The 23,526-nt window shown below is 73.3% G+C and carries 16 protein-coding genes; 4 read left to right on the plus strand and 12 right to left on the minus strand.

What is annotated here, in order from left to right; genetic code table 11:
* Window positions 1-154: 154 nt before the first annotated feature.
* Window positions 155-1,117: a 2-hydroxyacid dehydrogenase gene (locus OYE22_RS08105; protein WP_277319767.1), complete on the minus strand. Its 963-nt coding sequence runs from the start codon at window positions 1,115-1,117 to the stop codon at window positions 155-157.
* Window positions 1,118-1,190: 73 nt separating this feature from the next.
* Here OYE22_RS08105 and OYE22_RS08110 point away from each other — a divergent pair, with 73 nt between their 5' ends.
* A complete protein-coding gene (locus tag OYE22_RS08110; protein WP_277319768.1) occupies window positions 1,191-2,210 on the plus strand; it encodes an aldo/keto reductase in 1,020 nt (339 codons plus the stop codon).
* 159 nt (window positions 2,211-2,369) lie between these two features.
* On the opposite strand, the gene OYE22_RS08115 is transcribed toward OYE22_RS08110, so the two are convergent.
* Window positions 2,370-2,873, minus strand: a complete 504-nt coding sequence (locus tag OYE22_RS08115) for a barstar family protein (protein ID WP_277319769.1) — start codon at window positions 2,871-2,873, stop codon at window positions 2,370-2,372.
* Between the two features lie 321 nt (window positions 2,874-3,194).
* On the opposite strand from OYE22_RS08115, the gene OYE22_RS08120 reads away from it, so the two are divergent.
* Window positions 3,195-4,382 (plus strand): PQQ-dependent sugar dehydrogenase, encoded by a 1,188-nt coding sequence (locus OYE22_RS08120; RefSeq protein WP_277319770.1) that lies wholly within the window; start codon window positions 3,195-3,197, stop codon window positions 4,380-4,382.
* Window positions 4,383-4,457: 75 nt separating this feature from the next.
* On the opposite strand, the gene OYE22_RS08125 is transcribed toward OYE22_RS08120, so the two are convergent.
* From OYE22_RS08125 to OYE22_RS08145, 5 genes are all read right to left on the minus strand, one after another.
* Window positions 4,458-7,742: an AAA family ATPase gene (locus OYE22_RS08125; RefSeq protein ID WP_277324042.1), complete on the minus strand. Its 3,285-nt coding sequence runs from the start codon at window positions 7,740-7,742 to the stop codon at window positions 4,458-4,460.
* Window positions 7,743-8,205: 463 nt separating this feature from the next.
* Window positions 8,206-8,391, minus strand: coding sequence for a hypothetical protein (locus OYE22_RS08130; RefSeq protein ID WP_277319771.1), 186 nt, complete (start codon window positions 8,389-8,391; stop codon window positions 8,206-8,208).
* A 456-nt stretch (window positions 8,392-8,847) separates the two neighbouring features.
* Window positions 8,848-9,912, minus strand: coding sequence for an HD domain-containing protein (locus tag OYE22_RS08135; protein ID WP_277319772.1), 1,065 nt, complete (start codon window positions 9,910-9,912; stop codon window positions 8,848-8,850).
* Window positions 9,913-10,089: 177 nt separating this feature from the next.
* Complete coding sequence (locus OYE22_RS08140) at window positions 10,090-12,432, minus strand: MMPL family transporter (RefSeq protein WP_277319773.1); 2,343 nt, start codon at window positions 12,430-12,432, stop codon at window positions 10,090-10,092.
* A 275-nt stretch (window positions 12,433-12,707) separates the two neighbouring features.
* Entirely contained in the window at window positions 12,708-14,954 is a 2,247-nt protein-coding gene (locus tag OYE22_RS08145) for a phospholipase C, phosphocholine-specific (RefSeq protein WP_277319774.1), read from the minus strand.
* A gap of 547 nt (window positions 14,955-15,501) precedes the next feature.
* Between OYE22_RS08145 and OYE22_RS08150 the strand changes: the two genes are divergently transcribed.
* The gene (locus tag OYE22_RS08150) at window positions 15,502-16,212 is read left to right on the plus strand and encodes an SDR family NAD(P)-dependent oxidoreductase (RefSeq protein WP_277319775.1); all 711 of its coding nucleotides are present in this window, start codon (window positions 15,502-15,504) and stop codon (window positions 16,210-16,212) included.
* Window positions 16,213-16,379: 167 nt separating this feature from the next.
* On the opposite strand, the gene OYE22_RS08155 is transcribed toward OYE22_RS08150, so the two are convergent.
* Together OYE22_RS08155 and OYE22_RS08160 are read right to left on the minus strand one after the other, a co-directional pair.
* Window positions 16,380-17,618, minus strand: a complete 1,239-nt coding sequence (locus OYE22_RS08155) for an MFS transporter (RefSeq protein WP_277319776.1) — start codon at window positions 17,616-17,618, stop codon at window positions 16,380-16,382.
* Window positions 17,618-18,076: a MerR family transcriptional regulator gene (locus OYE22_RS08160; RefSeq protein ID WP_348652192.1), complete on the minus strand. Its 459-nt coding sequence runs from the start codon at window positions 18,074-18,076 to the stop codon at window positions 17,618-17,620. Before OYE22_RS08160 ends, OYE22_RS08155 begins: the two co-directional genes overlap by 1 nt.
* Before the next feature lie 566 nt (window positions 18,077-18,642).
* Here OYE22_RS08160 and OYE22_RS08165 point away from each other — a divergent pair.
* Window positions 18,643-19,974, plus strand: a complete 1,332-nt coding sequence (locus tag OYE22_RS08165) for a hypothetical protein (protein ID WP_277319777.1) — start codon at window positions 18,643-18,645, stop codon at window positions 19,972-19,974.
* A gap of 178 nt (window positions 19,975-20,152) precedes the next feature.
* Here OYE22_RS08165 and gatB read toward each other — a convergent pair whose 3' ends face one another.
* The 3 genes from gatB to gatA form a co-directional block, all read right to left on the minus strand.
* Window positions 20,153-21,661: an Asp-tRNA(Asn)/Glu-tRNA(Gln) amidotransferase subunit GatB gene (gatB, locus tag OYE22_RS08170; RefSeq protein WP_176164284.1), complete on the minus strand. Its 1,509-nt coding sequence runs from the start codon at window positions 21,659-21,661 to the stop codon at window positions 20,153-20,155.
* Window positions 21,662-21,676: 15 nt separating this feature from the next.
* A complete protein-coding gene (locus OYE22_RS08175; protein ID WP_277319778.1) occupies window positions 21,677-21,919 on the minus strand; it encodes a hypothetical protein in 243 nt (80 codons plus the stop codon).
* A gap of 103 nt (window positions 21,920-22,022) precedes the next feature.
* A complete protein-coding gene (gatA, locus tag OYE22_RS08180; RefSeq protein ID WP_277319779.1) occupies window positions 22,023-23,525 on the minus strand; it encodes an Asp-tRNA(Asn)/Glu-tRNA(Gln) amidotransferase subunit GatA in 1,503 nt (500 codons plus the stop codon).
* Between the last annotated feature and the right edge of the window lies 1 nt (window position 23,526).

Below are 23,526 nucleotides of genomic sequence, written 5' to 3' on the forward strand. Positions count from 1 at the left end.
GGGTCCCCGTTCCGGACGATACACCAGATTAGTCACTCAGGGACATAGGTCATCTACACAGCGTAACCAGGGAGGGGGTCGTCAACACTTTGAGCAATCACGTGATTCCGCAGTGTGCCGGAAGTGTGCATTCCGGGTACTGCTTGGCCGCGTTTCAGCCAGCCGTCACGACCACGTTGTGCAGCGGTTCTCCGGCTACGAACCGATGCAGTTGATCCCGCAGAAGCCGCCGGGCACGCGGCAGAAAGGCCGACGACGGGCCGCCCACGTGCGGAGTGATGAGGACCCCTGGAGCGTGCCACAACGCGTGGCCCGGCGGCAGTGGTTCCGGGTCGGTGACGTCGAGCGCGGCCCGCAGCCGGCCCGTCTCCAGCTCAGCGAGCAGGGCCTTGGTGTCCACGATGGCGCCGCGGGCGACGTTCACCAGCAGCGCCCCGTCCTTCATCCGATCCAGAAAACCGGTGCTGACCAGGGAACGAGTCGCCTCGGTAAGCGGCAGGGCCAAGATCACCACGTCCGCGTCGGGCAGCAGCTCGGGCAGCGCCGCGAGTGGATGCACGGGGCCGCGCTCGGACTCGCGGGCGGAGCGCGCGACGCGCGTCACCCGCGCACACTCGAAGGGTGTGAGCCGGTCCTCGATCGCCGAGCCGATCGCGCCGTACCCGACAATCAGCACGGAACGGTCGGCGAGCGCTGGCCGGAATCCAGTGCTCCAACGCTCGGCGTCCTGGGCCCGTACGAACCCCGGGATGTCACGCAGCGCAGCCAACGTGAGCGTCAGCGCGAGTTCGGCGGTGCTCGCGTCGTGGACGCCGCGCGCGTTGCACAACTGGGCGCCGGGCGGCAGCGAGGACAACCCTGACTCCATGTGGTCGATACCCGCGGTGAGCGTCTGCACGACCCGCACCCGGGACATCTGGGGCAGCGGCCGTACGGAGGGCTCCGCGCCCTTCATGTACGGGACGCAGTAGAAGACGCAGCGGGCCGGGTCCGTCGGGTACTCGTCCCCCGCGTTCCAGTAGGCGTACTCCAGGCCCTGCGGCAGGTCGTCGATCTCCTCGGCCGGGAGGGGCAGCCACACCACGGGACGCACCGTTTCACTGTCATATGCAGGCATGACAGGAGGCTATGCGAAAGGCACCGGCGCGCAGACGTTACGTTGGGGTCCGGCACGGGAGGGGTGCGGGCAGGTGGAGCGCAGGACAATCGGTGCGGGGGCGCTGTCGGTGGGCGCCATCGGGCTCGGGTGCATGCCCATGAACTGGGCGTACACCAGCTCGCAGCAGAGCGGCGAGGGCTCGTTGCGCACCGTGCACGCCGCGCTCGACCGCGGCGTCAGCCTGCTGGACACCGCCGACATGTACGGCCCCTTCACCAACGAGCTGCTCGTCGGCCGGGTACTCAAGGAGCGGCGCGCCGAAGCCTTCGTCTCGACCAAGTGCGGACTGCTCGTCGGGGAACAACACGTTGTCGCCAACGGGCGCCCCGGCTACGTCAAGCGGGCCTGTGACGCCTCGCTGCGCCGGCTCCAGACGGACCGGATCGACCTCTACCAGCTCCACCGGGCCGACCCCGAGGTGCCCATCGAGGAGACCTGGGGCGCCATGGCGGAACTCGTCGCGGCCGGCAAGGTGCGGGCGCTCGGGCTGTGCGCCGTAGGAGCGCGCGGTCAGCTACGACGCGCCGGAGCACGCGCCGGGGCAATGGCCCCGGCGCGGATGCACGACGCGACCATCCGCCAGCTCGAACGGGTGCAGCAGGTGTTCCCGGTGAGCTGTGTACAGGCCGAGCTGTCGGTGTGGTCGCCAGAGGCCCTGGACACGCTCGTGCCGTGGTGCGCCTCGCGCGGCGTCGGCGTCCTCGCCGCGATGCCGCTGGGCAACGGCTACCTCAGCGGCACGCTGACGCCCGGCCAGGGCTTCGAGCCGGAGGACGTACGCGCCCGCCACCCGCGCTTCACGGGCGAGATGATGGCCGCCAACCAGCCGATCGTCGTGGGCCTGCGCCGCGTGGCGGAACGCCACGGGGCCACGGCCGCCCAGGTGGCGTTGGCGTGGCTGCTCACCCGGGGGCGGCACATCGTGCCGATCCCCGGCACCAAGAAGGAACGTTGGGCCACGGAGAACGCGGAGGCGGCGCGGCTACGCCTGACCGAGCAGGACCTCGCGGAGATCGCCGCGCTGCCGCCGGCGCGGGGGTCGTGGGACTGAGACCTCGTGGGGGGCGGCGGGGAGGGGGTCGCAGAGGTGTGGCCTCGGTAGTTTCTGCCGCGTTGGCGCGGGTTAAATAGACGACCTTTTCGATGAGGCCGACGCTCACGGCGCGAGCCCGCTCCACGACATACGCGAGGTCGCCGCCTTCGCAGCACCTCACTCGGTGCCGGGCATTCCTGGCTTCTGTTGTCGACGCTTCGCGAGCGCAGCGTCCCGCAAACGCGCCCCGGCAGGCTCATCGCATATGAGGAGAGTGCGGAACCTGGCGCGCGTGCTGCCGTCGGGGCGCTGGGCAGTGGACCATCGCTCTCCAGTGCGTAGCAGGATGTCCAGGAAATCCGCGAGTGCCGCGACATCTTCGCTCAGAATCCCCTGTGCCTCCTCGATGACCAGCACGAAATGGTCTGCGGGGAGCCAGGCGAGATCGCTCAGACAGTCGCTGAGTGCGGGGAAATTCCAACCGAAATAGTCTGGAAACCTGAAGGCGTCGTAGAACTGTTGGAGGAGTCCATCCGGGTCCCGCATGTGCCGCCCGCTCATCCACGCGGTGAAGGTGGTGCCGGGAGAGGGAAGGAAGTCCTGGATAGGCACTGAGCCGTCGAGGTCGGCGATGGAGAGCCAGGGTTCGGTACTGGTCGGCGGGCTGGGGTCTCGCAGCATCGAGGGGCTCGCTCCTTGCCGGAAGTCTTGTGGTGCACTGATGCGTCCCTATCAACAGCGCCGCGATGCCAGTGCCTCGACCGGCGGGTGGCAGCCGCCCCGTGACGACCGCGGCGCCCCCGAAGCCGCTTCGCCGCGAGCCGTCGTACGCACCCTAGGCGAGGCCGCGGGGCGATCCTCCGGCATCCCGCCAGCCCGTGCGGCGCCGGCGAATGAGCAGGGCACGGTGTATAAGGAACCAGGGTCGCGCCCCGACCTCACTCGCCGTCTGGGCCAGGGCCGCCCGGGCCAGTTGCTCGTGCTCAGTGGGAGGAAACCATCGTGCGACGTACCGGTGTCACCGCCGCATTCGCCGCGGCCACGCTGCTGTTCGTGTCCGGTTGCTCGGACGACGGTGGTGACGGTCCGATCCTGGGGCGGACTCCGGGGACCCCGTCGCCGTCGGCCAAGAAGGGCGGTGACGGGCCGTCGGCGAGTCCGTCGCGCTCCGCGCCGCCCGAGAAGGGCACCGCGAAGGTGGTGGCCACCGTGGCGCAGAAGTTGAGTGCGCCGTGGGGCCTCGTCGAGTTGCCCGACGGCGATCTGCTGGTGGCCCTGCGCGACGAGGGCAAGGTGGTGCGGATCGGGGGCGAGGACGGCAAGCGGACCGAGCTGGGCTCGGTGCCCGGCGCCTCGCCGGGTGGGGAGGGCGGGCTGCTCGGGATCGCCGTGTCGCCCACCTTCGGTGCGGACCGCATGCTGTACGCGTACTTCACGACCGAGTCGGACAACCGTGTCGCGCGCATGATCTACGACGAGAGGCGCCCCGCGGGACAGCAGTTGGGCGCGCCCGACACCATCCTCAAGGGCATCCCCAAGGGCACCATCCACAACGGCGGGCGGATCGCGTTCGGTCCGGACAAGATGCTGTACGTGGGCACGGGTGAGAGCGGGGACCGCGGGCTGGCCCAGGACAAGGACTCGCTCGGCGGCAAGATCCTGCGGATGACGCCCGACGGGGAGCCGGCGGAGGACAACCCGTCCCCCGACTCGGTCGTCTACTCGTACGGTCACCGCAACGTGCAGGGGCTGGCCTGGGACAAGCAGAAGCGGCTGTGGGCCGCGGAGTTCGGCCAGGACACCTGGGACGAGCTCAACCTGATCAAGCCGGACGGCAACTACGGCTGGCCCGAGGTCGAGGGCAGGGGCAAGGACGGCGAGGCCGCGGAGCAGGGGTTCGTGGACCCGGTGGAGCAGTGGAAGACCAGCGAGGCGTCGCCCAGCGGCATCGCCATCGTGGACGGCTCCGTGTGGATGGCGGCGCTCGGCGGCGAGCGCCTGTGGCGCGTTCCGCTGGACGGCACCCGACCGGTGGCGAAGCCGCAGGAGTTCTTCGTCGGGAAGTACGGGCGGCTGCGCACCGTTCAGGCTTCGGACGACGGCACCCTGTTGCTGACCACGAGCAACACGGACGGGCGGGGCGACCCGAAGGGGCAGGACGACCGCGTCCTCCGGCTGAAGGTGAGCTGACTGACGTACCCCACCGGGCCACGGTGCGCCCGGCCGGCCCCGGCGCGGCCCGTACGCGGTCGGTACGAGAGGCGGCTACGCCGTTTCCGCCGGGGTCACCAGCCGCAGCCGGTGGGCCATGGCCGCGGCCTCGCCACGACCCGATACCTCCAGCTTGGACAGGATGTTGGAGACGTGGACGCTGGCCGTCTTCGGGGAGATGAACAACTCCTCGGCTATCTGCCGGTTGCTCCGGCCGACGGCCACCAGACGCAACACGTCGCGCTCGCGCCGGGTCAGCCGGAAGGCGTCGGCCGGGTCTTCGGCGCGGGCGCCGACGGCCGGGGCCGCGTCCGGGCGCGCGGCGGGCTCCGGGGCGCCGTGCACGGGGTGGTCCCCGTCGGCCGGCTCGGGCTTCGGGCCGCCCGCGGTGACCGCCCGTCGGGTACCGGCGCCGGTCGGCGCGCCGACGGGGCGGGGCCGGCCGGCGCCCGTGGACGGCAGCGGGAGCCGGGCGCGCGCCGCCAGCAGGGTGATCGCCTCGCGCAACGGCTCGGCCGCCAGTCGCTCCGCCGTCTCGTACGCCCGTGCCAGCAGGGACGCGGCGTGCTCGCGCGCGGGGCCGACGGTGGCGGGTTCGGCGGCGTGACGCGCGCCGGGGGCGGTGACGGCGGGGGTCGCCGAGGCCGGTCTCGGCACCGCCGCCACGGAGTGCGCGGCGGTCGCCGGTGGGGCGTCGCCCGCGGCCAGGCGGGCCGCAGCCCAGCGGTAGCGGACCTGGGCCAGCTCGTACGGGCGGTCCAGCGGGGCCAGGGCGGCGGCGGCCTCGCTCCAGTGCGCGGGCGTGTCGCGACCCTCGGCGCGCAGCAGTTCGGCCGCCACCAGCAGGCCGTACGCGCGCCAGATCGGTACGGGCTGGGCGAGCCGCTTCGCGGCCGAGCGGACGCGGTCCAGCGCCTCGGCCCGGCCGGCTTCCGCGGCGGGCAGGCCGCGCGCCTCGGCCTCCGCGGTGGCGGCGGCGAGCAGCAACTGCCAGGCGTACCGCTGGGTTCCGACCGGAATGCCGAAGTCCAGCGCCTCGGCCAGGAGGGCGCGGGCCCGGAGGATGTCGCCACGGAGCGCGGCCAGCGTCAGGGCGTGTCGGGCCAGCGTGATGGTGTACTGCGGCTGCGGGTCGTGGGTGCCGTAGAACTCGCGGGCGGCGAGGTGCTGCTCCTGGGCCACGTCCCACTCACCGCGCGCGAGCGCGAGCTGTACGCGCCGGCTCGCGGCCGCGCCGCGCGGCTTGCTGCCCTGGCCGAACCGCTCCGTCTTCCGCGTGGCCTCCAGCGCCTCGTCCCAACGGCCCAGCGAGATCAGCGACTCGGCCATGTTCCCGTACGTCCAGCCCTTGGTGTCCACGAGCCCGAAACGCTGCGCCGTCCGCACGCCCTCGCGCGCGACCTCGACCGCCTCGGCCGACCGGCCGACGCCCTCCAGGGCCGACGAGAGGTTGACGTGGCAGCGGGCTATCACGCTGATGCACCCGCCGTCGACGGCGCGGGCCGCGGCGTCGGCCATCTCGGCCAGGCCGCCGTCCACGTCACCGGAGTCGATCATGAGGTTGCCGCGCGTCACCCGCGCGTGCAGTTCCAACTCGTCGGCGCCGACGAGCCGGGCCAACTCCACGGCGCGCTCCGCGGCGGTGTAGCTGTCGGGCCCCGGCTCGTGCACCGCGAGCCAGCCGGCCGCCGCGGCGAGCACGTCCGCGTGCACCACCGACGGCGGCAGGCCGCGCACCAGTTCCTGGGCCCGGCTCAGCTCGGCCCAGCCGTTGCCCCGCGCCAGCCCCTCCATGATCTTGGAGCGCTGGGTCCAGAACCACGCGGCCCGCAGCGGGTCCCGCGTCTCGTCCACCGTGCGCAGCGCGCGCTTGGTGATGGCCAGCGCCCGCTCGCGCTGCCCGGACAGGTGGGCGGCCACCACCACCTCCGCCAGCAGGTCCAGGTGGCGCAGCGCGCCCTCCTCGTGCACGGCGCAGGCGGGATAGGCGCCCGCCTCGTCCATCGGTCGCTGCGCCGTCCTGACCTCCGACGGCACGTCCTCCCACAGCTCCATGGCCCGCTCGAGGAGGCCCAGTTGCTCGGCGTAGGCGTGCCGGCGGCGGGCCTTGACGGAGGCGGCGAGCACGGCGGGGAGCGCCTTGGCCGGGTCGTGCGCGTAGTACCAGTAGCTGGCCAGCCGCGCCTCGTACTCGTCCTCCCGCACGAGCCCGGGGTCGGCCTCCAGGGCCGTCGCGTACTGCCGGTTGAGCCGGGCGCGCTCGCTCGGCAGCAGGTCGTCGGTGACGGCCTCGCGGACCAGGGCGTGCCGGAAGCGGTAGCCGTTGTCGTCGTCCGTCGGGAGCAGGATGTTGGAGCCGACGGCGGCGCGCAGCGCCTCGATCAGCTCGTCCTCGCCGAGCCTGGCGACGGCCGCGAGCAGCGCGTGCTCCACGCGCGAACCGCCCTCCGCCACGATCCGCACCACCCGTTCGGCGTCGTCGGGCAGCGCTTCGACCCGCACCAGCAGCAGGTCGCGCAGCGACTCGCTGAGCCCGCACTGGGCCCCGTCGGTGATGCTGTGGGCGATCTCCTCGACGAAGAAGGCGTTGCCGTCGGTCCGCTCGAAGACCCGGTCCACCAACTGCCGGTCGGGCTCGGTGCCGTAGATGCCCGCTATCTGCGCGTGCACCTCGGCGCGGTTGAAGCGCGCCAGCTCGATGCGGCGCACGGTGCGCATGCGGTCGATCTCGGCGATGAAGGGGCGCAGCGGATGGCGGCGGTGGATGTCGTCGGAGCGGTACGTGGCGAGGATGACCAGTCGCGCGCGCTGCACGGAGCGGAAGAGGTAGCCGAGCAGCTCGCGGGTGGAACGGTCCGCCCAGTGCAGGTCCTCGACGACGATCACCAGCGTGCGCTCGGTGGCGAGCCGCTCCAGGAGTCGCGCCGTCAGCTCGAACAACCGGGCCCGGCCGTCCTCGTCCCGCGACTCGGGCGCGGTCTCCCCCAGTTCGGGCAGCAGCCGGGCCAGCTCGCCCTCCTGGCCCGCGGCGGCGCGGTCCAGCTCCTCCCCCAACTGCCGGCGCAGCGCGCGCAGCACGGTGGAGATCGGCGCGAACGGCAGGCCGTCCACGCCGATCTCCACGCACCCGCCCAGCGCCGTGACGGCGCCGGCCGCGCGCGCCGCGACCAGGAACTCCTCGGCCAGCCGCGTCTTGCCCACTCCGGCCTCACCCCCGAGCAGCAACGCCTGGGGCTGCTGCACGGCGGCGCGGCCGAGCGCGTCGGAGAGCGCGCCCAGCTCTTCGGTACGGCCGACGAAGACCGGGCTGACGGACGTGGTACTCACAGAGCCGAGCATCGCACAGGCATCCGACAACGCAGCGTGAAATCCCTCGCCGACGTGCGACGCGCCCTCGGCCCCGCCGAACGCGACGGTGCCGGAACGGGGCGGGGAACCACTGATGTCGGGGGACGCGGGAACGGGCGCGGTGGTGGTCATGGCCAGAACTCCGGTGACGGTGCGGGGCGAACGGGGCGCGGGGCGCCGTCCTCGCGGCGTACGGCGGGGTGACGGGGCGCGGGGCGCCGGCCCTCGCACGGGGCACGGGGCACGGGGCGCGGGGCACGGAGCACGGGGCGGCAACTCTTCGCGCGGGGCACGGGGCGGTACCTCTCGTGCGGGGCACGGAGCACGGAGCACGAGGCACGGGGCACGGAGCGCGGAGCACCGGCCGGGGAAAGGGAGTGCCCCGTACAGAGCCGTGGGGTGAGGTGGCTCCGTACGGGGCGACGGGGCGAGCGTCGGGTCAGAGTGAGCCCCGTCAGGCGGTGGCGCGGCGCGGTGGGACCGCGCGGCGGCCTCTGGGCGGCCTCACCCGCCCCTCCGCTTCGTCGCCGGCAGAACGGCGGGCGACGAGGCGGCCGGTGGCCTCGCGGGCACGGCGGTCGCTGCTGGCCTCGCGGACCAGGTCGCGCTGGCGGAGCTGGTGCAGTTCGTAGTGGAACATCGGGCTCTCCCTGGTGGGTGGTGGTCCGGCAGGGGCGGTAGGGGCTTCGTGGACTCCTGCTCCGGCCTGCCTTCGTTGTGCCTCCACTTTCGCGACTCAGAGGGGTCGGCCACATCGGGCGAGTGCCTGATTTCCGCCTGCCCAGAGGCCTTAGGTCTGCCGTCCACACAGGGTTGACGGGGCCCGGGCGCACGGTGAGGTGCCTTAGCGCGGTGCCTTAGGGATGTGGCTCAGCCGGGGCCGGGGGCACGGGGCACACGGAGCGCTGAGCGGTACCCCTCGTGCGGGGCACGGGGCATGAGGCATGAGGCACGGAGCAACGGAGCACGGGGCGCGGGGCACGGGGCACACGGAGCGCCGCGTGGGAGGCGGGGCGCGGTGGGGCGCTCCGGTGGCACGCTGGGCGACCGCGCGGGGGCCGGACGATCGGTTACGGGCCGACGGGCCGGCGTTCGCTCAGCTCCACCAGACGCGGAACGTGGTGGGGAGCGTGCCCAGGGCGGCCAGCTCCGCGGCCAGTTCGGGTGCCGACGCCTCGATTCGCTGGCCGGCCACCAGCGGAGCGGCGCGGTAGATCTTGCGGAGCGAGAAGTTCCAGCCGCGCTGCTCGTCGGGGGCGTGCCCGGCCCTGACCTTCAGCCGGTGCGGCTCGTACCGGACCATGGTGCTCTCCGCCCGCGTGCTGGGGCAGGCGTCGAGCGCCGACCAGAGTTGCGGGTCGGTGAGCCGGGCCAGTTCGTCGGGGCTGAGGGGCGTGCCGTCGAGTAGTTGCCCGGCCAGGCGGCGGACCACGGACGTCGGGCCCACGTTGTCCCAGGAGGTGTGCAGCCGCGCCTCCGCGGTGATCAGGTCGACGAGGGTGGCGGCGGTCTCGCGGTCGGTGGAGACCACGGAGTCCCGGAGGTCGATCCGGCACAGCATCACGGCGGGGTCGGTCTTGAGTCGCCCGGCGGCCCGACCGCTGCGCACGTACGAGTCGAGATGGTCGAGGTGCAGCAGACCGGTGCGGTTGCTGAGCGGTGACGGCGGTTCTCCGGCGAGGGCGGCGGCGACCGCGTCGGCGCACACCCCGTGGCGGGCCAGTACGGAGCGGACCGGGTCTGCCCGTAGCAACCGCAAGCCGATCGCGTGATGGTCGAGGTCGTGGATGCCCTCGAAGGTGTGACTCAGCGGCAGGTGTCCGATGTCGTGCACGAGCGCGGCGACCCGGAGCGGCGCGTCGTCCGGGCGGAAGTGCGCGACCAGCGCGAGGACTCCGAGGCTGTGTTCCAACCGGGAGTACGACTGCAGGGTGCTGAGCGTCGAGGCTCCGCCGTGGGCGACGAAGTGCAGGCGCCGTAGCGGCGCGGTGCGCAGCAGGGCCACTTCCACGGGACGCAGGCTGACCGGTATCCGCCACAGCGGGTCGGTGAACGTCGGGGACAGACCCACGACGTTGGTCGGTGTGGGCCGCGCCGCGGTGTCCTTGAGGGCCTGGGCCTGGCGGCCCAGGCGTGCGCTGTCGTCCATGGGGCTCTGCACGGGCCAACCCTAGGCCGGACGGCGGCCGTCGATCGACGCCCCCGTGCCCCGTCGTGCGCTCCGTCGCCCGCCTGCGTACCCCGCACACCGACCATGCCGGTCGCACCCGTCACACCCGTCTACGAGCACCATCCGACGCCGCCGCACGCCGCCCCGCCGCCCCGGCGCCTTCGCGTCCTACGGCGCGCCCGCGTGCTCCGGTGCCTCCGCGCGCCGCGCCGGCGCTTCCACGCGCCTCGGCGCGGCCACGCGCTCCGGCGGCTCGATGCTGAACCGGGGCAGCCAGCGGTCGAGCCAGCCGGGGAGCCACCAGTTGGCGCCGCCCAGCAGGTGCATCAGGGCCGGGACCAGGAGCGTACGGAGCACGAAGGCGTCCAGGGCGACGGCGACGGCAAGGCCGATGCCGAACATGGCGATGATGCGGTCACCGCTGAGGACGAAGGCGGCGAAGACAGCGATCATGATCACGGCGGCGGAGTTGATGACCCGGCTGGTTTCGGCCAGTCCGACGCGCACGGCGCGGCAGTTGTCGCCGGTTACTCGCCACTCCTCGTACATCCGGCTGACCAGGAACACCTGGTAGTCCATCGACAGGCCGAACAGCACGGAGATCATGATTACGGGCAGGAAGGGTTCGATCGGTCCCGCCCTGCCCAGGCCCAGGAACTCGCTGCCCCAGCCCCACTGGAAGACGGCGACGATGACGCCGAAGGAGGAGGCGACGGCGGCGATGTTCATGATCGCCGCCTTGACGGGGATGCCGACGCTACGGAAGGCCAGCAGCAGGAGCAGGCAGCCGAGGCCGACCACGACGCCCACGAACAGCGGCAGCTTGCCGACAATGACCTCGGCGAAGTCGTCGTAGCTGGCGGTGAGGCCGCCCACGTACACCTCCAGCGAGGTGCCGCGTTCGGCGGCCGGGATCACCTCGGTGCGGAGCCGGTCGACCAGTTCGCTGGTCCGCTCGGACTGCGGGGCGGTCTCCGGGATGACGGTGATCACGCTCGTGTCGCCGCTGCTGGGGGCGGACGCGTCGGTGGCAGCCGGGCCCTGGACGGAGGCGACGCCCTCGGTGTCCCGGAGGGCGTCCTCCAGGCGACTCAGGGCGACGCGGTCGGCGGCCCCGTCGAGATGGGCGACCAGCGTCAGGGGCCCGTTTACCCCGGGCCCGAAGCCGCTCGGGACCGCCGCTCCCCCGGCGGCCCCGTCCGGGCCGCCGTCAGTGGTGCCAGCACCGTTCGCGCCGTCGCCGTTCGCGCCAGTGCCGTTCGCACCGTCGCCGGCGAGGAGGTCGTACGCCTGGCGCGTGGTCGACCCGACGGGGTTGTTGCCCTGGTCGGAGGTGCCCAGGTGGAGCGAGAGGGTCGGCAGGGCCAGGACGAGCATGACGGCCGCGGCGAGGCCGCCGAGCAGCCGGGGGTGGCGCTCGACGAAGGCGGACCAGCGGGCGGCGAGCCCCGTGGGCGCCTCGGACGGGCGGGCGCCCGCGGCGAGCCGGCGTCGTTCGCGGCGGCTGAGCGCCCGCGGCCCGATGGTCCCGAGCAGCGCGGGCAGCAGCGTGACGGAGGCGGCGACGGTCAGCACGACGGTGAGCGAGGCGGCGATGGCCACGCCGTTCAGGAAGCTCAGTCGCAGGATGAGCATGCCGAGCAGGGCGACGCAGACGGTGCCGCCGGCAAAGACCACGGCGCGCCCGGTGGTGGCCACGGCGCGCTCGGCGGCCTCGGGCACCGGCAGTCCGGCCCTGAGTCCCTGGCGGTGCCGGGTGACGATGAACAGCGCGTAGTCGATGCCCACGCCGAGGCCGATGAGCATGCCCAGCATCGGCGCGAAGTCGGCGACGGTCATGACGTGGCCGAGCAGGGTGATGCCCAGCGTGGCGGTGCCCACGGCCACCACGGCCGTGATGATCGGCAGCAGGCTGGCGGCGAGCGAGCCGAAGGCGACGAAGAGCACCACCGCGGCGACGGCGATGCCGATCAACTCGCTGAGGTGCGTGTCGGGCTTCTCGGTGAGCGCGATGGCGCTGCCCCCGGCCTCGACCTGGAGCCCGTCGCCCGCGGCGGCCTTCGCGGCGTCCACCACGGCGCGCGGCTGGCTCGCCGGCAGGTCGTCGGCGGGCCGCTCGAAGGTGACGGTCGCGTACGCGGTGTGCCCGTCGGGGCTGATCTGGCGCGCCCCGTCGGGCCCCGCGTAGGGGCTGCCGACGGCGGCCACTCCGGGCAGGTCGGCGATCCGGTCGAGGACGCCGGTCATCCGGGCCTCGACGGTGGCGGAGCGGACGGGTTCGCGCCCCGCGTCCGTGTGCCAGACCACACGGTCGCCGTCGCCCGCCTGGTCCGGGAACGCCTTGGCCGCCAGCGAGGCGGCCTTCGCCGACTCGGTGCCCGGCACGTCGTAGTCGTTGGAGTACGCGGAACCCGCCACGGCGGCGGCCGAGGCGGCGCCCGCGAGGACGGCCAGCCACAGCACGATGACGACGAGGCGGCGCCTGAGGCACCACCGGGCGAGTGCGGCCATGGAGTGCAGGGTCGCTTCCGGATTGTGCGCCGCTCACCACCGGCGGGTGCCGGGGCTGGGCAGCGTGCGCGGGGAACGGGTGGGCACGGGGCCCGCCGCCTGCCGACGAAGGAGCGACGGGCCCCGCGCAGCACTCTGACAGCCCGCGGAGATCCTTTGACCGCTTTGTGGGTTACCCCACAACTGGGCCACGGTGACCGTTAACCGCGGCCTTGGAAGGATCTCTGGCGTTTTCGCCGTGGTGGTTGCCGCAATGGGCGAGGCGCGGTCCGGCTTCAGCCCGTCACGGACTCCGCCCCGTTCTCGATGTGACCCATCAGACGACGGCGGAAGGTCTCGTCCTCCGCGACGGTGAGCGCCAGGTCGTACCAGCCGTGCGCGCCGCCCGTCGGGAACGGCAGGGTCCGCGTGCGGCCCGGGGCGAGGGTGATGGTGCGCGGCGCGGCGTCGGAGTAGGCCAGCGGCTTGAGGGTGAAGGTCAGCGGGGCGTCGCCGGCGTTCTCCAGGGACAGGTGCAGTTCGCGACGGCGCTCGTCGATCCGGCTGCGGACCGCGGCCCGCGCGGCGGCGCCACGGGCGGTGCCGGCGAACTCGCGGCGGAAGCCGCCGGGCCCGGTGAGGGTGAAGCGGTACGCGCCGTTCTTCACCGGCACGTTCCACGCCTCGCCCCGCTCGTGCCGGCCCCGCCCCCGACCGTGCCCGGCGGCCAGCGCCTCTTGCTCCGTAACCTCGTGCGCCGTCGTCCCGTGCCCCGTCGCCCCGTGCACCGTGGCACCGTGCGGGTGGCGTCCGGCGCCGGGCACGTCACGGTGCTGGGGCGTGGCGTACTCGTCGGCGTACGGGTACAGCGCCAGGTGCGCGCTGGAGCGACCGGTGTTGCGCAGCGTGAGCCGGAAGACGGCCGCGTCCGCGTCCAGGCGACCATCCGCGTCCGGCCCGTACGGCAGCGGGCGGGCCGGCCGGGTGCCCGGCTCCTGCTTCGGCAGCCGCTGGTCGGCCGGCGGCTTGGGCCGCCAGCGCCCGTCGAAGGGCGGAATGGCGCCCGGCCGCTCCACCTCGGGCAGCCGGCGGCGGCGCGAGAAGTCGAACGCCGACGTGAGGTCGCCGCAGACGGTGCGGCGCCACGCGCCGATGTTGGGCTCGCGGACGCCGAGCCAGCGCTCCATGAAGCGGACGATGGAGGTGTGGTCGAACACCTCCGAGCAGGCGTAGCCGCCCACCGTCCACGGCGATATCACCAGCATCGGCACCCGGATACCGAGGCCGGTCGGCTTGCCCTGCCAGAACTCGCCGTCCGTGCCCGCCGGCGGCACCGGCGGCGGCACGTGGTCGTAGAAGCCGTCGTTCTCGTCGTAGGTGAGGAAGAGCGCGGTGTGCCGCCACACGTCGGGGTTCCTGCCGAGCGCGTCGAGCACCTTGTAGACGATGGTGGCGCTGGCGACCGGGGACGAGGCTCCCGGGTGCTCGGAGTCGGCGGCGGACGGCACGATGTAGGACACCTTCGGCAGGGTCCCGGCGGCGACGTCGGCGGCGAACGCGGTGGCCGTCGTGCCCGGCTCGCCGCGCCGCAGCGCGCGCTCGAACAGGCTGCGCTCGGCCGCGCTCAGGCCGCGCACGCCCTCTTCGAGGAGTTCGGTGAGCTGCTTGCGGCCGGCCGCGTCGGCGGCGGCGAGCTTGTCGTAGAAGGCGGTCATGTTCCGCACGCCCTCGACCTTGGCCAGCGCCTTGCGCGCGACGGCCTTGAAGCTCGCGTAGAACTCCAGGTTGTTGTCGGTGAAGTTGTCCCACTCCTGGTAGACCTGCCAGGAGTGGCCGGCCTTCTCCAGCCGCTCGGCGTAGGTGGGCCAGGCGTAGCCGGGGTGCTTGTCCTCGGAGTACGCGTCGTTGCCCACCGCGCGCGCCCCGCCCGGCTCGAAGCCCGTCCAGCCGCTCACGAGATGGTTGCGGTTGGGGCTGGTCGAGGAGTGGATGGAGGAGTGGTACGCGTCGCAGACGGTGAACGTGTCGGCCAGCTCGTAGTGCAGCGGGATGTCGGACCGATCGTAGTACGCCATCGTCGCGGCGGTCTTCGCGGTGACCCAGCCGTCCATCCAGCCGTCCCGCCACGCCTTCGCGCCGCCCTGCCAACTGTGGTCGAGATCCCCGATGTACTGGAGCTCCTTCTGCTGCGCCGCCGCGGCGGCGCGGACACCGAACGGCAGCACGGTGCCGACCCCGAGCGCACCGGGCTGCTCGAAGACGCTTCCGCCACGGGGCAGTTCGATGGCGTTGCGGTCACCGAAGCCGCGTACGCCGCGCAGCATGCCGAAGTAGTGGTCGAAGGATCGGTTCTCCTGCATCAGCACCACGACGTGCCGGATGTCGCGCAACCCCCCGCCGTGGTGCCGCTCGTGGCCTCGCTCGGACGCCTGGTCGGCCAGGGCCTGCTGGAGCGAGGGCGGCAGCAGCGAACCCGCCGCGACGAGCCCCGCCCCGCCCGTCCCAAGTGCCAGTGCCCGCCTGCGAGATATCTCCGATGCCACGCTCTTTCCTCCCGGTCGGCAGCTAATGGTTCGGTCGCACACCATTGGTTACGTGTGGTGGGGACCGTACTGCAGCCGCATGGCACACGATAGGTACCAAAGTGGCGCATTGATGAACGAGGCCCGGCGCCAATCCCGCGCGGCCGTGCGGCTGACGTCCCGTCGGCGGGCGGGCCCGTCAGCGTTCGGGCCTGGCGGTGGGTGACGCTGTCGGCACCGGCGGCGGGGTACGGAGGCGACGGGTGGAGCGCCCCCCGGGGCCCTGCGCCCCGTGCTCCGTACGTGGGGCTCCGTGCCCCGTGCCCCGTGCCCCGTGCCCCCGAAGAGGATCGCCGCCCCGTGCTCCGCGCTCCGTGCCCCCGTGCTCAGCGGCTCCGCACTGGCGAACCCTGCGGCCCCGCGCCCCGTGCCCCGTACCGCCGTCCCCGCCCCCTCCCCGCAGCCCCGCGTACGCACCACTCCCGGCCCGGCGCAGCCGCTTGACCTTCACATCCATGGCAACCCCTAGCCTCGGGCCGTACGTGATCTTGAGGAAGGGAGTCGAGGCATGTCCGGAGCGGTCGTCATCGGGGCGGGGCCGGGGATTGGTCAGGCCGTGGCGCGGCGGTTCGCGCGGGCGGGGATGCCGGTCGCGCTCATCGCGCGGACCCGGCGGACGGTGGACGAGGTGGCGCGGGCGCTCGGAACCACCGGCGGCTCGCCCGATACGGACTCCGAGGCGGGAACGGGAACGGAGCCCGGCGCGCGGGTGGCCGCGTTGACCGCGGACGTCACCGACGAGGCGGCGTTGCGGGCCGCGCTCGACGCGGCCGCCGACCGGTTCGGACCGCCCGACGTCGTGGTCTACAACGCGGCGATCGTCCGCCCCGACCGCGTCGGCGAACTCAGCGCGCGAGGCCACCTCGACGCCTGGGCGGTCAACGTGGTGGGCGCGCACACCGCCGCCGCACACGTGGCGCCGGCGATGGCGCGGCGCGGCAGCGGCACATTCCTCGTCACGAGCGGCATGCCGCGGCCGGTGCCCCGGTACGTCAGCCTCTCCCTCGGCAAGGCCGGCGTCCGCGCGTTGGTCTCACTGCTCGACCAGGAGTACGGGCCGGCCGGCGTGCACGTGGCGGCGATCACCGTGGACGGCCCGGTCGCGCCGGGCACGGCCTTCGATCCGGACGCCATCGCCGAGCACTACTGGCGCCTGCACGCCCAGCCGCGCGCGGAGTGGGAACACGACGTCCTCTTCAGCGGGCGCGCGGCCGACTGACAGGGCACGGGGCCGCACCGGCACCGTCCCGACGGGGCACGGGGCACGGAGCACGGGGCACGGAGCGGACGGGGCAGCCAGCGCCCGCCCCGTGCGGCGCTCGGCCGGGCGCCCCGTCGTCGCCCCGCCGGCCGCCCCGTCGCCTCGTCGGCACCCCCGTCGCTACGTCAAGCGCCCCGTCGCCGTGGCAACAACGCGAGGCCGGCGAACTGCAACAGGCCACCCGCGAGCGGTATCGCCGCCGCGGACCCGTGTGCCAACAACAGCCCGCCGAGCACGCCACCCAGAGACGCCCCGAGGAACAGGGCGCTGGTCTGCAACGCCAGCACCTCCATGCCGGCCCCCGGCGCCAGGGTGAGCAGCAGCATCTGGAGCGGTGGGGTCAGCGACCACGCGAAGAGGGCGACCAGCATCATGGCCGAGGCGATCGCGGCGTACGGCATGTCGCCGGCCCAGGCCAGGGCGGCGACGGCCAACAGCGCGGCTCCGTGCCCGAGTTCGGCGGCCACCACCGTCGGGCGCGGGCCCCACTGGTCGGCCCCGCGCCCGCCGAGCCAGGCGGCGACGGCGCCGGCACACCCCATCAGCGTGATGGTGAGGGCGACGTCGTCGTGGCCGATGCCGTGCCCGGCGGCACGGAGCACCGGGAAGACGTAGGTCATCTGCATCATGCCGCCGGAGGCAGCGACCACGATCATGAGCAGCACTCCGAGCACGGGCCGCTGCCGCAGCGGGGCCAGCCGCCCGCGCAACCCCGCTCCCCGCTCGGCCCCGGCCCCCGTCGCCCCGCCGCCCGGCCCCGTGTCGGCCCCGTCCGCGAGCGTGCGGGGCACGGCCAGCGCCCCGCACCAGGCGAGCGCGCCGAGCCCCGCGACGAAGAGCATCGTCGCCCGCCAGCCGTGGCCGCCGCCGATCCAGGTGCCCAGCGGCACGCCCGCCACCAGCGAGACGGTGAGGCCGCCGATGACCAGGCCGAGGTACCTGCCGCGCCGGTGGTCGGGGGCCATGGTCGCGGCCATGGCCAGGGCCGCGGGCGTGATGGCGGCGGCGGCCACGGCGGCGAGCACGCGCAGCGCCAACAGCGCCCCGTACGAGGGCGCCAGCGAGGCCAGCAGGTTGAGCGCGACGAACGCGCCGAGCCCGCCGAGGAGCACGCCGCGCCGCGGGAACCGCGCGGTGAGCACGGCGACAAGGGGCGTGCCGATGCCGTAGGTGAGGGCGAACGCGGTGACGAGCTGTCCCGCGTTGGCCTCACTGACGTGCAGGTCGGCGGCGATGTCCGGGAGTACGCCGGCGATGACCATGTCGTCGGTGCCGGCCGCGAAGGTGGCCAGCGCCAGCGGGAGGACGCGGCTGATCGGCGCGCCGGTGGAGGTCTGGCCGGCCCGCGCCGTGGTGTCGACCATCAGGGCCGCCCCTCGGGCACCGGCGCGGCCCGTCCGACCCGCACGGAGCGGGCGGCCAGCGCGGTCGACCGGGGCGGCTCGGCGGCCGAGCGGACCTCGTCGATGTGGTGGGCCAGCCGGTTGCGCAGGCCGTGCAGGGCCGCGATGCGCTCGTCCAGGGCCGCGAGCCGGTCGGTGGCCGTACGCAACTCGGCGGCGCACCCGGCGCGCTCCCGCAGAGGCACGTCGAGGCAGCCCTGTTCCAGGGCCGGCCGGACGTCCTCGACGGTCAGCCCGGCGCTCAGCAACTCCCGGATGTTCGCGGCGCGCACGCCGTCCAGCGCGCCGTACTCGCGGTACCCGTTGGCGGCCCGCTCGGGGGCGAGCAGGCCCTGTTGTTCGTAGTAGCGCAGCGCGCGGGGAGTGACTCCGGTCCGCTGAGCCAGTTCCCCGATGCGCATCTCCATCTCCTTCACCATGCGTGGACGCTAAAAGGTTGTCGTTAGCGTCAAGGTCAACCCCGGGCGCGCCCCGTCGCTTCCCGCGTGGCGACCGTCGCGGGTCGCCGAAGCCGCTTCCGTATCGGGTGGTAGAAATAACTCCCGCAATCGCACTGCCAGTTGATCAATGAATAACGGGCGCCGTTTCCGATTCGCTTCTTTTCCGGGGGATATCAGCCCCGGGGCGCGGGGGAAGGTGAACGGTTCACCGGCGTCCGCGATGAGGGATTTCCATGACCCAGCCCCCTCCCCGGCCTCCGGGCCCGCCGCCGAACCAGCCGCCCCCGGGCGGCTACGGCTACCCGCCCCCGCCGCCAGGTGGCGGCCCTTCGGTGGCCACGGGCGGCACCGCGCCGCCCTATCCCGGTGGCGGCGCGGCCTTCGGCCAGCCGGTACCCGGCGGGTCGGGCGGACCGGCCGGCCCCGGCGTTCCGCCTGGCAGCGACCCTGCCACGGGGTCGGGGACGGGGCCCGGAGCGGGCCCGCCTCCGGGGCGCGGCAACCGTCGCCGGCGCGGGAACCGCACCCCGGCGCGTACTCCGGCGGTGGTCGCCGCGGTGATCGTGGTGGCGCTCGCGCTGGCCGGTGGCGCCTGGCTCATCGCCTCGGGCGACGACTCGTCCGGCGGTTCTTCCGGCGGTTCGGGCGAGAAGGAGCCGCCCGAGGCCCGCATTCTCCACGAGATTCCGACCCCGAAGATAGGAAAAGACCCGATCAACGTGGAGGGCATGTGGACGACCGACCGTAATTTCGTGAAGGCGGGCGTCGAGAAGGTCACCGGATATCCACTCGACGGCGGTTCGGCGCAATGGGAAATACCCCTCGGCGGCGAGATTTGCTGGACAACTCCGCATATCAGCGCGGACGGTCTCACACCGGTGTTGTTTCGCGACTCGGACGCTGACAACCCGGTGTGCACCCAGGTCGGGCTGCTCGACCTCCGCAAGGGCGAGCTGCGCTGGCAGCACGAGGTCGCCAACGAGTACGGGTCGCGGGTGATGTTCGACGAGGTGACCATGGGCGGCGGCACCATCGCGGCCGGCAGCTCCGACGGCGGCGCGGCCTGGTCGGTGGACGGCACGGCGCTGTGGAAGCCGGAGGAGGACGCGGAGTGCCGCGACGTCGGCTACGGCGGCGGCGCCAGGCTCGTCGCGGTGCGGCACTGCGGGGACGTCTCAAGCCCCGCCGTCGACGTGCAAAGCGTCGATCCGAAGACGCGGAAGGCGACGTCGACGTACGAGCTGCCGGCCGGCATCGAGTACCTGCACGTGGTCTCGACCGACCCGCTCGTCATCGCCGTCGAGGACGAGAAGAAGCGGTCGACCGGCGTCACCGACCTGGTGGCCGTCGACGACAGCGCGGCCCGGGGCACCAAACGCGGCGCGATCGAGGTGGGTGAGGACACGTACACCCTGGACTGCCAGCCATCGGTGGTGGAGAGCTGCACGGAAGTGGCGGTCAGCAAGGAGCGCGACGCGGTCTTCCTCGGCACGGAGCAGAACGTGGACGCGGCGACGATGAACGAGATCGTCGCCCTCGACCTGGCCACCGGCGAGGAGGCCGGCCGCACGCCCGGCTCCGTGGACGCCAACCTGCGCGTCCTGGGCCTGGACGAGAAGGGCGCGGTCCTCGCGTACCAGGAGACGACGTTGGGCGGCGCCGGCGGCGCCGTGTGGCGCGTCGATCCGCGCACCCACGCCAAGACGCGGGTGCTGCGCGGCGGCCCGGCCGGCCGGGACACCGAGGCGTCCTTCGAGGCCGGTGGGCAGGTGCGCTACGCGCGTGGACGCCTGTACCTGGGCCAGAAGCTGATCAGCGCGCCCGACGAGCCGACCGAGAAGAACGGCCCGCTGGCGATCGTGATCGGCACGAGGTAGCCCGAGCGGGCGGGCGTCGGGACGGAGCGCCCGGCCGCCCGCTCGCCGACCGCCCCGCCGGCCCGGCCGCGCACCGGCCCGGCCGCGCACACGCGTCGGCGGCGGGCCCCCACCGGGGACCCGCCGCCGTCGTCACCTCCGGAAGCCGCGCGGCCCGGGGCCGCGCCGCGCCGGTTCGCTACTCGGTGACGCCGAGCCGCTCCAGGATCAGCTCGCGCACCCGGGCCGCGTCGGCCTGGCCGCGCGTGGCCTTCATGACCGCGCCGACCAGCGCGCCCGCGGCGGCCACCTTGCCGCCACGGATCTTGTCCGCGATGGCCGGGTTGCCGGCGATGGCCTCGTCCACGGCGGTGCCGAGCGCGCCCTCGTCCGAGACGACCTTCAGGCCGCGCTTGTCCACCACCGCGTCGGGGTCGCCCTCGCCCGCGAGGACGCCCTCGATGACCTGGCGGGCCAGCTTGTCGTTGAGCGCCCCCTCGGCGACCAGCGCCGCGACCCGCGCGACCTGGGCCGGGGTGATGGGCAGCGCGGTGGGGTCGATGCCCTCCTCGTTGGCGCGCCGGGCCAGCTCACCCATCCACCACTTGCGGGCCGACGCCGCGTCGGCGCCCGCCTCGATGGTGGCGGTGATCAGGTCGATGACGCCCGCGTTGAGGACCGACTGCATCTCGTGCTCGGAGATGCCCCACTCCTCGCGCAACCGGTTGCGCCGCACCCGCGGCAGCTCCGGCAGCCCCGCGCGCAGCTCCTCGACCCACTCCCGGGACGGCGCCACCGGCACCAGGTCGGGCTCGGGGAAGTACCGGTAGTCCTCGGCCTCCTCCTTGATCCGGCCCGAGGTGGTGGACCCGTCCTCCTCGTGGAAGTGCCGGGTCTCCTGGAGGATCGTGCCGCCCGCGCCGAGCACGGCCGCGTGCCGCTGGATCTCGAAGCGCGCGGCCCGCTCGACGGAGCGCAGCGAGTTGACGTTCTTCGTCTCCGAGCGCGTGCCGAACTTCTCGGCGCCCTTCGGGCGCAGCGAGAGGTTGACGTCGCAGCGCATCTGGCCCATCTCCATGCGGGCCTCGGAGACGCCGAGCGCCTTGATCAGCTCGCGCAGCTCGGCGACGTACGCCTTGGCGACCTCCGGCGCGCGCTCCCCCGCCCCGACGATCGGCTTGGTGACGATCTCGATGAGCGGGATGCCGGCGCGGTTGTAGTCCAGGAGGGAGTGCGAGGCGCCGTGGATGCGACCGGTGGCGCCCCCCACGTGGGTGGACTTGCCGGTGTCCTCCTCCATGTGGGCGCGCTCGATCTCGACGCGGAAGACCTCCCCGTCCTCCAGTTGGACGTCCAGGTAGCCGTTGAAGGCGATCGGCTCGTCGTACTGCGAGGTCTGGAAGTTCTTCGGCATGTCCGGATAGAAGTAGTTCTTCCGGGCGAAGCGGCACCACTCGGCGATCTCGCAGTGCAGCGCGAGGCCGATCTTGACGGCGGACTCGACGCCGACGGCGTTGACCACCGGCAGCGAGCCGGGCATGCCGAGACAGGTGGGACAGGTCTGCGAGTTCGGCTCGGCGCCCAGGGCGGTCGAGCACCCGCAGAACATCTTGGTCTTGGTGCCGAGTTCCACGTGCACCTCAAGCCCCATGACGGGCTCGTAGGTGGCCAGCGCGTCCTCGTACGACACCAGTTCAGTGACGGTCACGGAAAACTAACCCTCTCAGCCCAGCAGAACGTCGTCGTCGCCGAGCCGCTTGAGCTCACGGAGGAGCAGCGCGACACCCGTGGCGATGGCCGCGGCGGACACCGCGGCGTCCAGGAGTTGCAACGTGTCGTTCTCGTGCCGGGCCTTCTTGCCCTGCTTGATGACGCTCACTACGCCAAACAGGGAGGTGCCGATGGAAAGGTAGAGGCCGGGCTTCGACTTCTTGAACCCCTTGGCCTTCTCAAGCTTGCCACTCACAGGCTGCTCCTCTTCGCTTCCTTACCCGCACGGTGCAGCGGGGCGGATGTCGTCGTCGGGTGCGCTCCGGCGGCCGTACGCGTGACGCTCGTACAGACGGCGTTCACAGGGCCGGTGCCTCCTCCAGCAAGTGGTGGCCCCAGCGGTCGACGAACGCCGCCTCGACCGCCGCGCCTACCCGGTACAGCCGGTCGTCAGCCATCGCGGGGGCGGTGATCTGCAGACCCACCGGCAGCCCGTCCTCGGGGGCCAGGCCGCACGGCAGCGACATCGCCGCGTTCCCCGCCAGGTTGGAGGGGATGGTGCACAGGTCGGCAAGGTACATCGCCAGCGGGTCGTCCGCGCGCTCACCGATCGGGAAGGCCGTGGTCGGCGTGGTCGGCGAGACCAGCACGTCCACCGACGCGAAGGCCCGCTCGAAGTCGCGCGTGATGAGCGTGCGGACCTTCTGCGCGGAGCCGTAGTACGCGTCGTAGTAGCCGGAGGACAGGGCGTACGTGCCAAGCATGATCCGCCGCTTGACCTCGTCGCCGAAGCCCGCCTCGCGGGTCAGCGCGGTGACGTCCTCGGCCGAACGGGTGCCGTCGTCGCCGACGCGCAGCCCGTAGCGCATGGCGTCGAAGCGGGCCAGGTTGGAGGAGCACTCGGACGGCGCGATCAGGTAGTACGCGGCCAGCGCCCGGTCGAAGGACGGGCAGGAGACCTCGACGACCTCGGCCCCGAGTTCGCGCAGCAGCTCGACGGACTCGTTGAACCGCTGCATCACCCCGGCCTGGTAGCCCTCGCCGCTGAACTCCTTCACGACGCCGACGCGCAGGCCCGCCACGTTGCCCTCGCGCGCCGCCGCCACCACCGAGGGCACCGGCGCGTCGATCGAGGTGGAGTCGAGCGGGTCGTGCCCGGCGATGGCCTCGTGCAGCAGCGCCGCGTCGAGGACGGTGCGCGCGCAGGGCCCGCCCTGGTCGAGCGAGGAGGAGAAGGCGACCATGCCGTACCGCGAGACGGCGCCGTAGGTCGGCTTGACGCCCACCGTGCCGGTCACGGCGGCGGGCTGGCGGATCGAGCCGCCGGTGTCCGTGCCGATCGCCAGCGGGGCCTGGTACGAGGCGAGCGCGGCCGACGAGCCGCCGCCGGAGCCACCCGGAATGCGGGTCAGGTCCCACGGGTTGCCGGTCGGCCCGTACGCGCTGTTCTCGGTGGAGGAGCCCATGGCGAACTCGTCCATGTTGGTCTTGCCGAGGATGACCACGTCGGCGGCCTTCAGTCGCTGGGTCAGCGTCGCGTCGTACGGCGGGATCCAGCCCTCAAGGATCTTGGAACCGACGGTGGTCGGCACGCCCTTGGTGGTGAAGATGTCCTTCAGCGCCAGCGGGACGCCCGCGAGGGGGCCCAGCTCCTCGCCGCGGGCGCGCTTGTCGTCCACGGCGCGGGCCTGCGCGAGCGCGCCCTCGCGGTCGACGTGCAGGAAGGCGTGCACCTTCTCGTCGACGGCGGCGATCCGGTCGAGGTGCGCCTCGGTCACCTGGACCGCGGTCACCTCGCCGGCGGCGATCCTGGCGGCGGTCTCGGCCGCCGTGAGCCTGGTCAGATCGGTGGTACCCGACACG

Origin of the sequence: Streptomyces sp. 71268 (assembly GCF_029392895.1) — a bacterium.
In the GTDB taxonomy this organism is placed as follows: Bacteria; Actinomycetota; Actinomycetes; order Streptomycetales; family Streptomycetaceae; genus Streptomyces.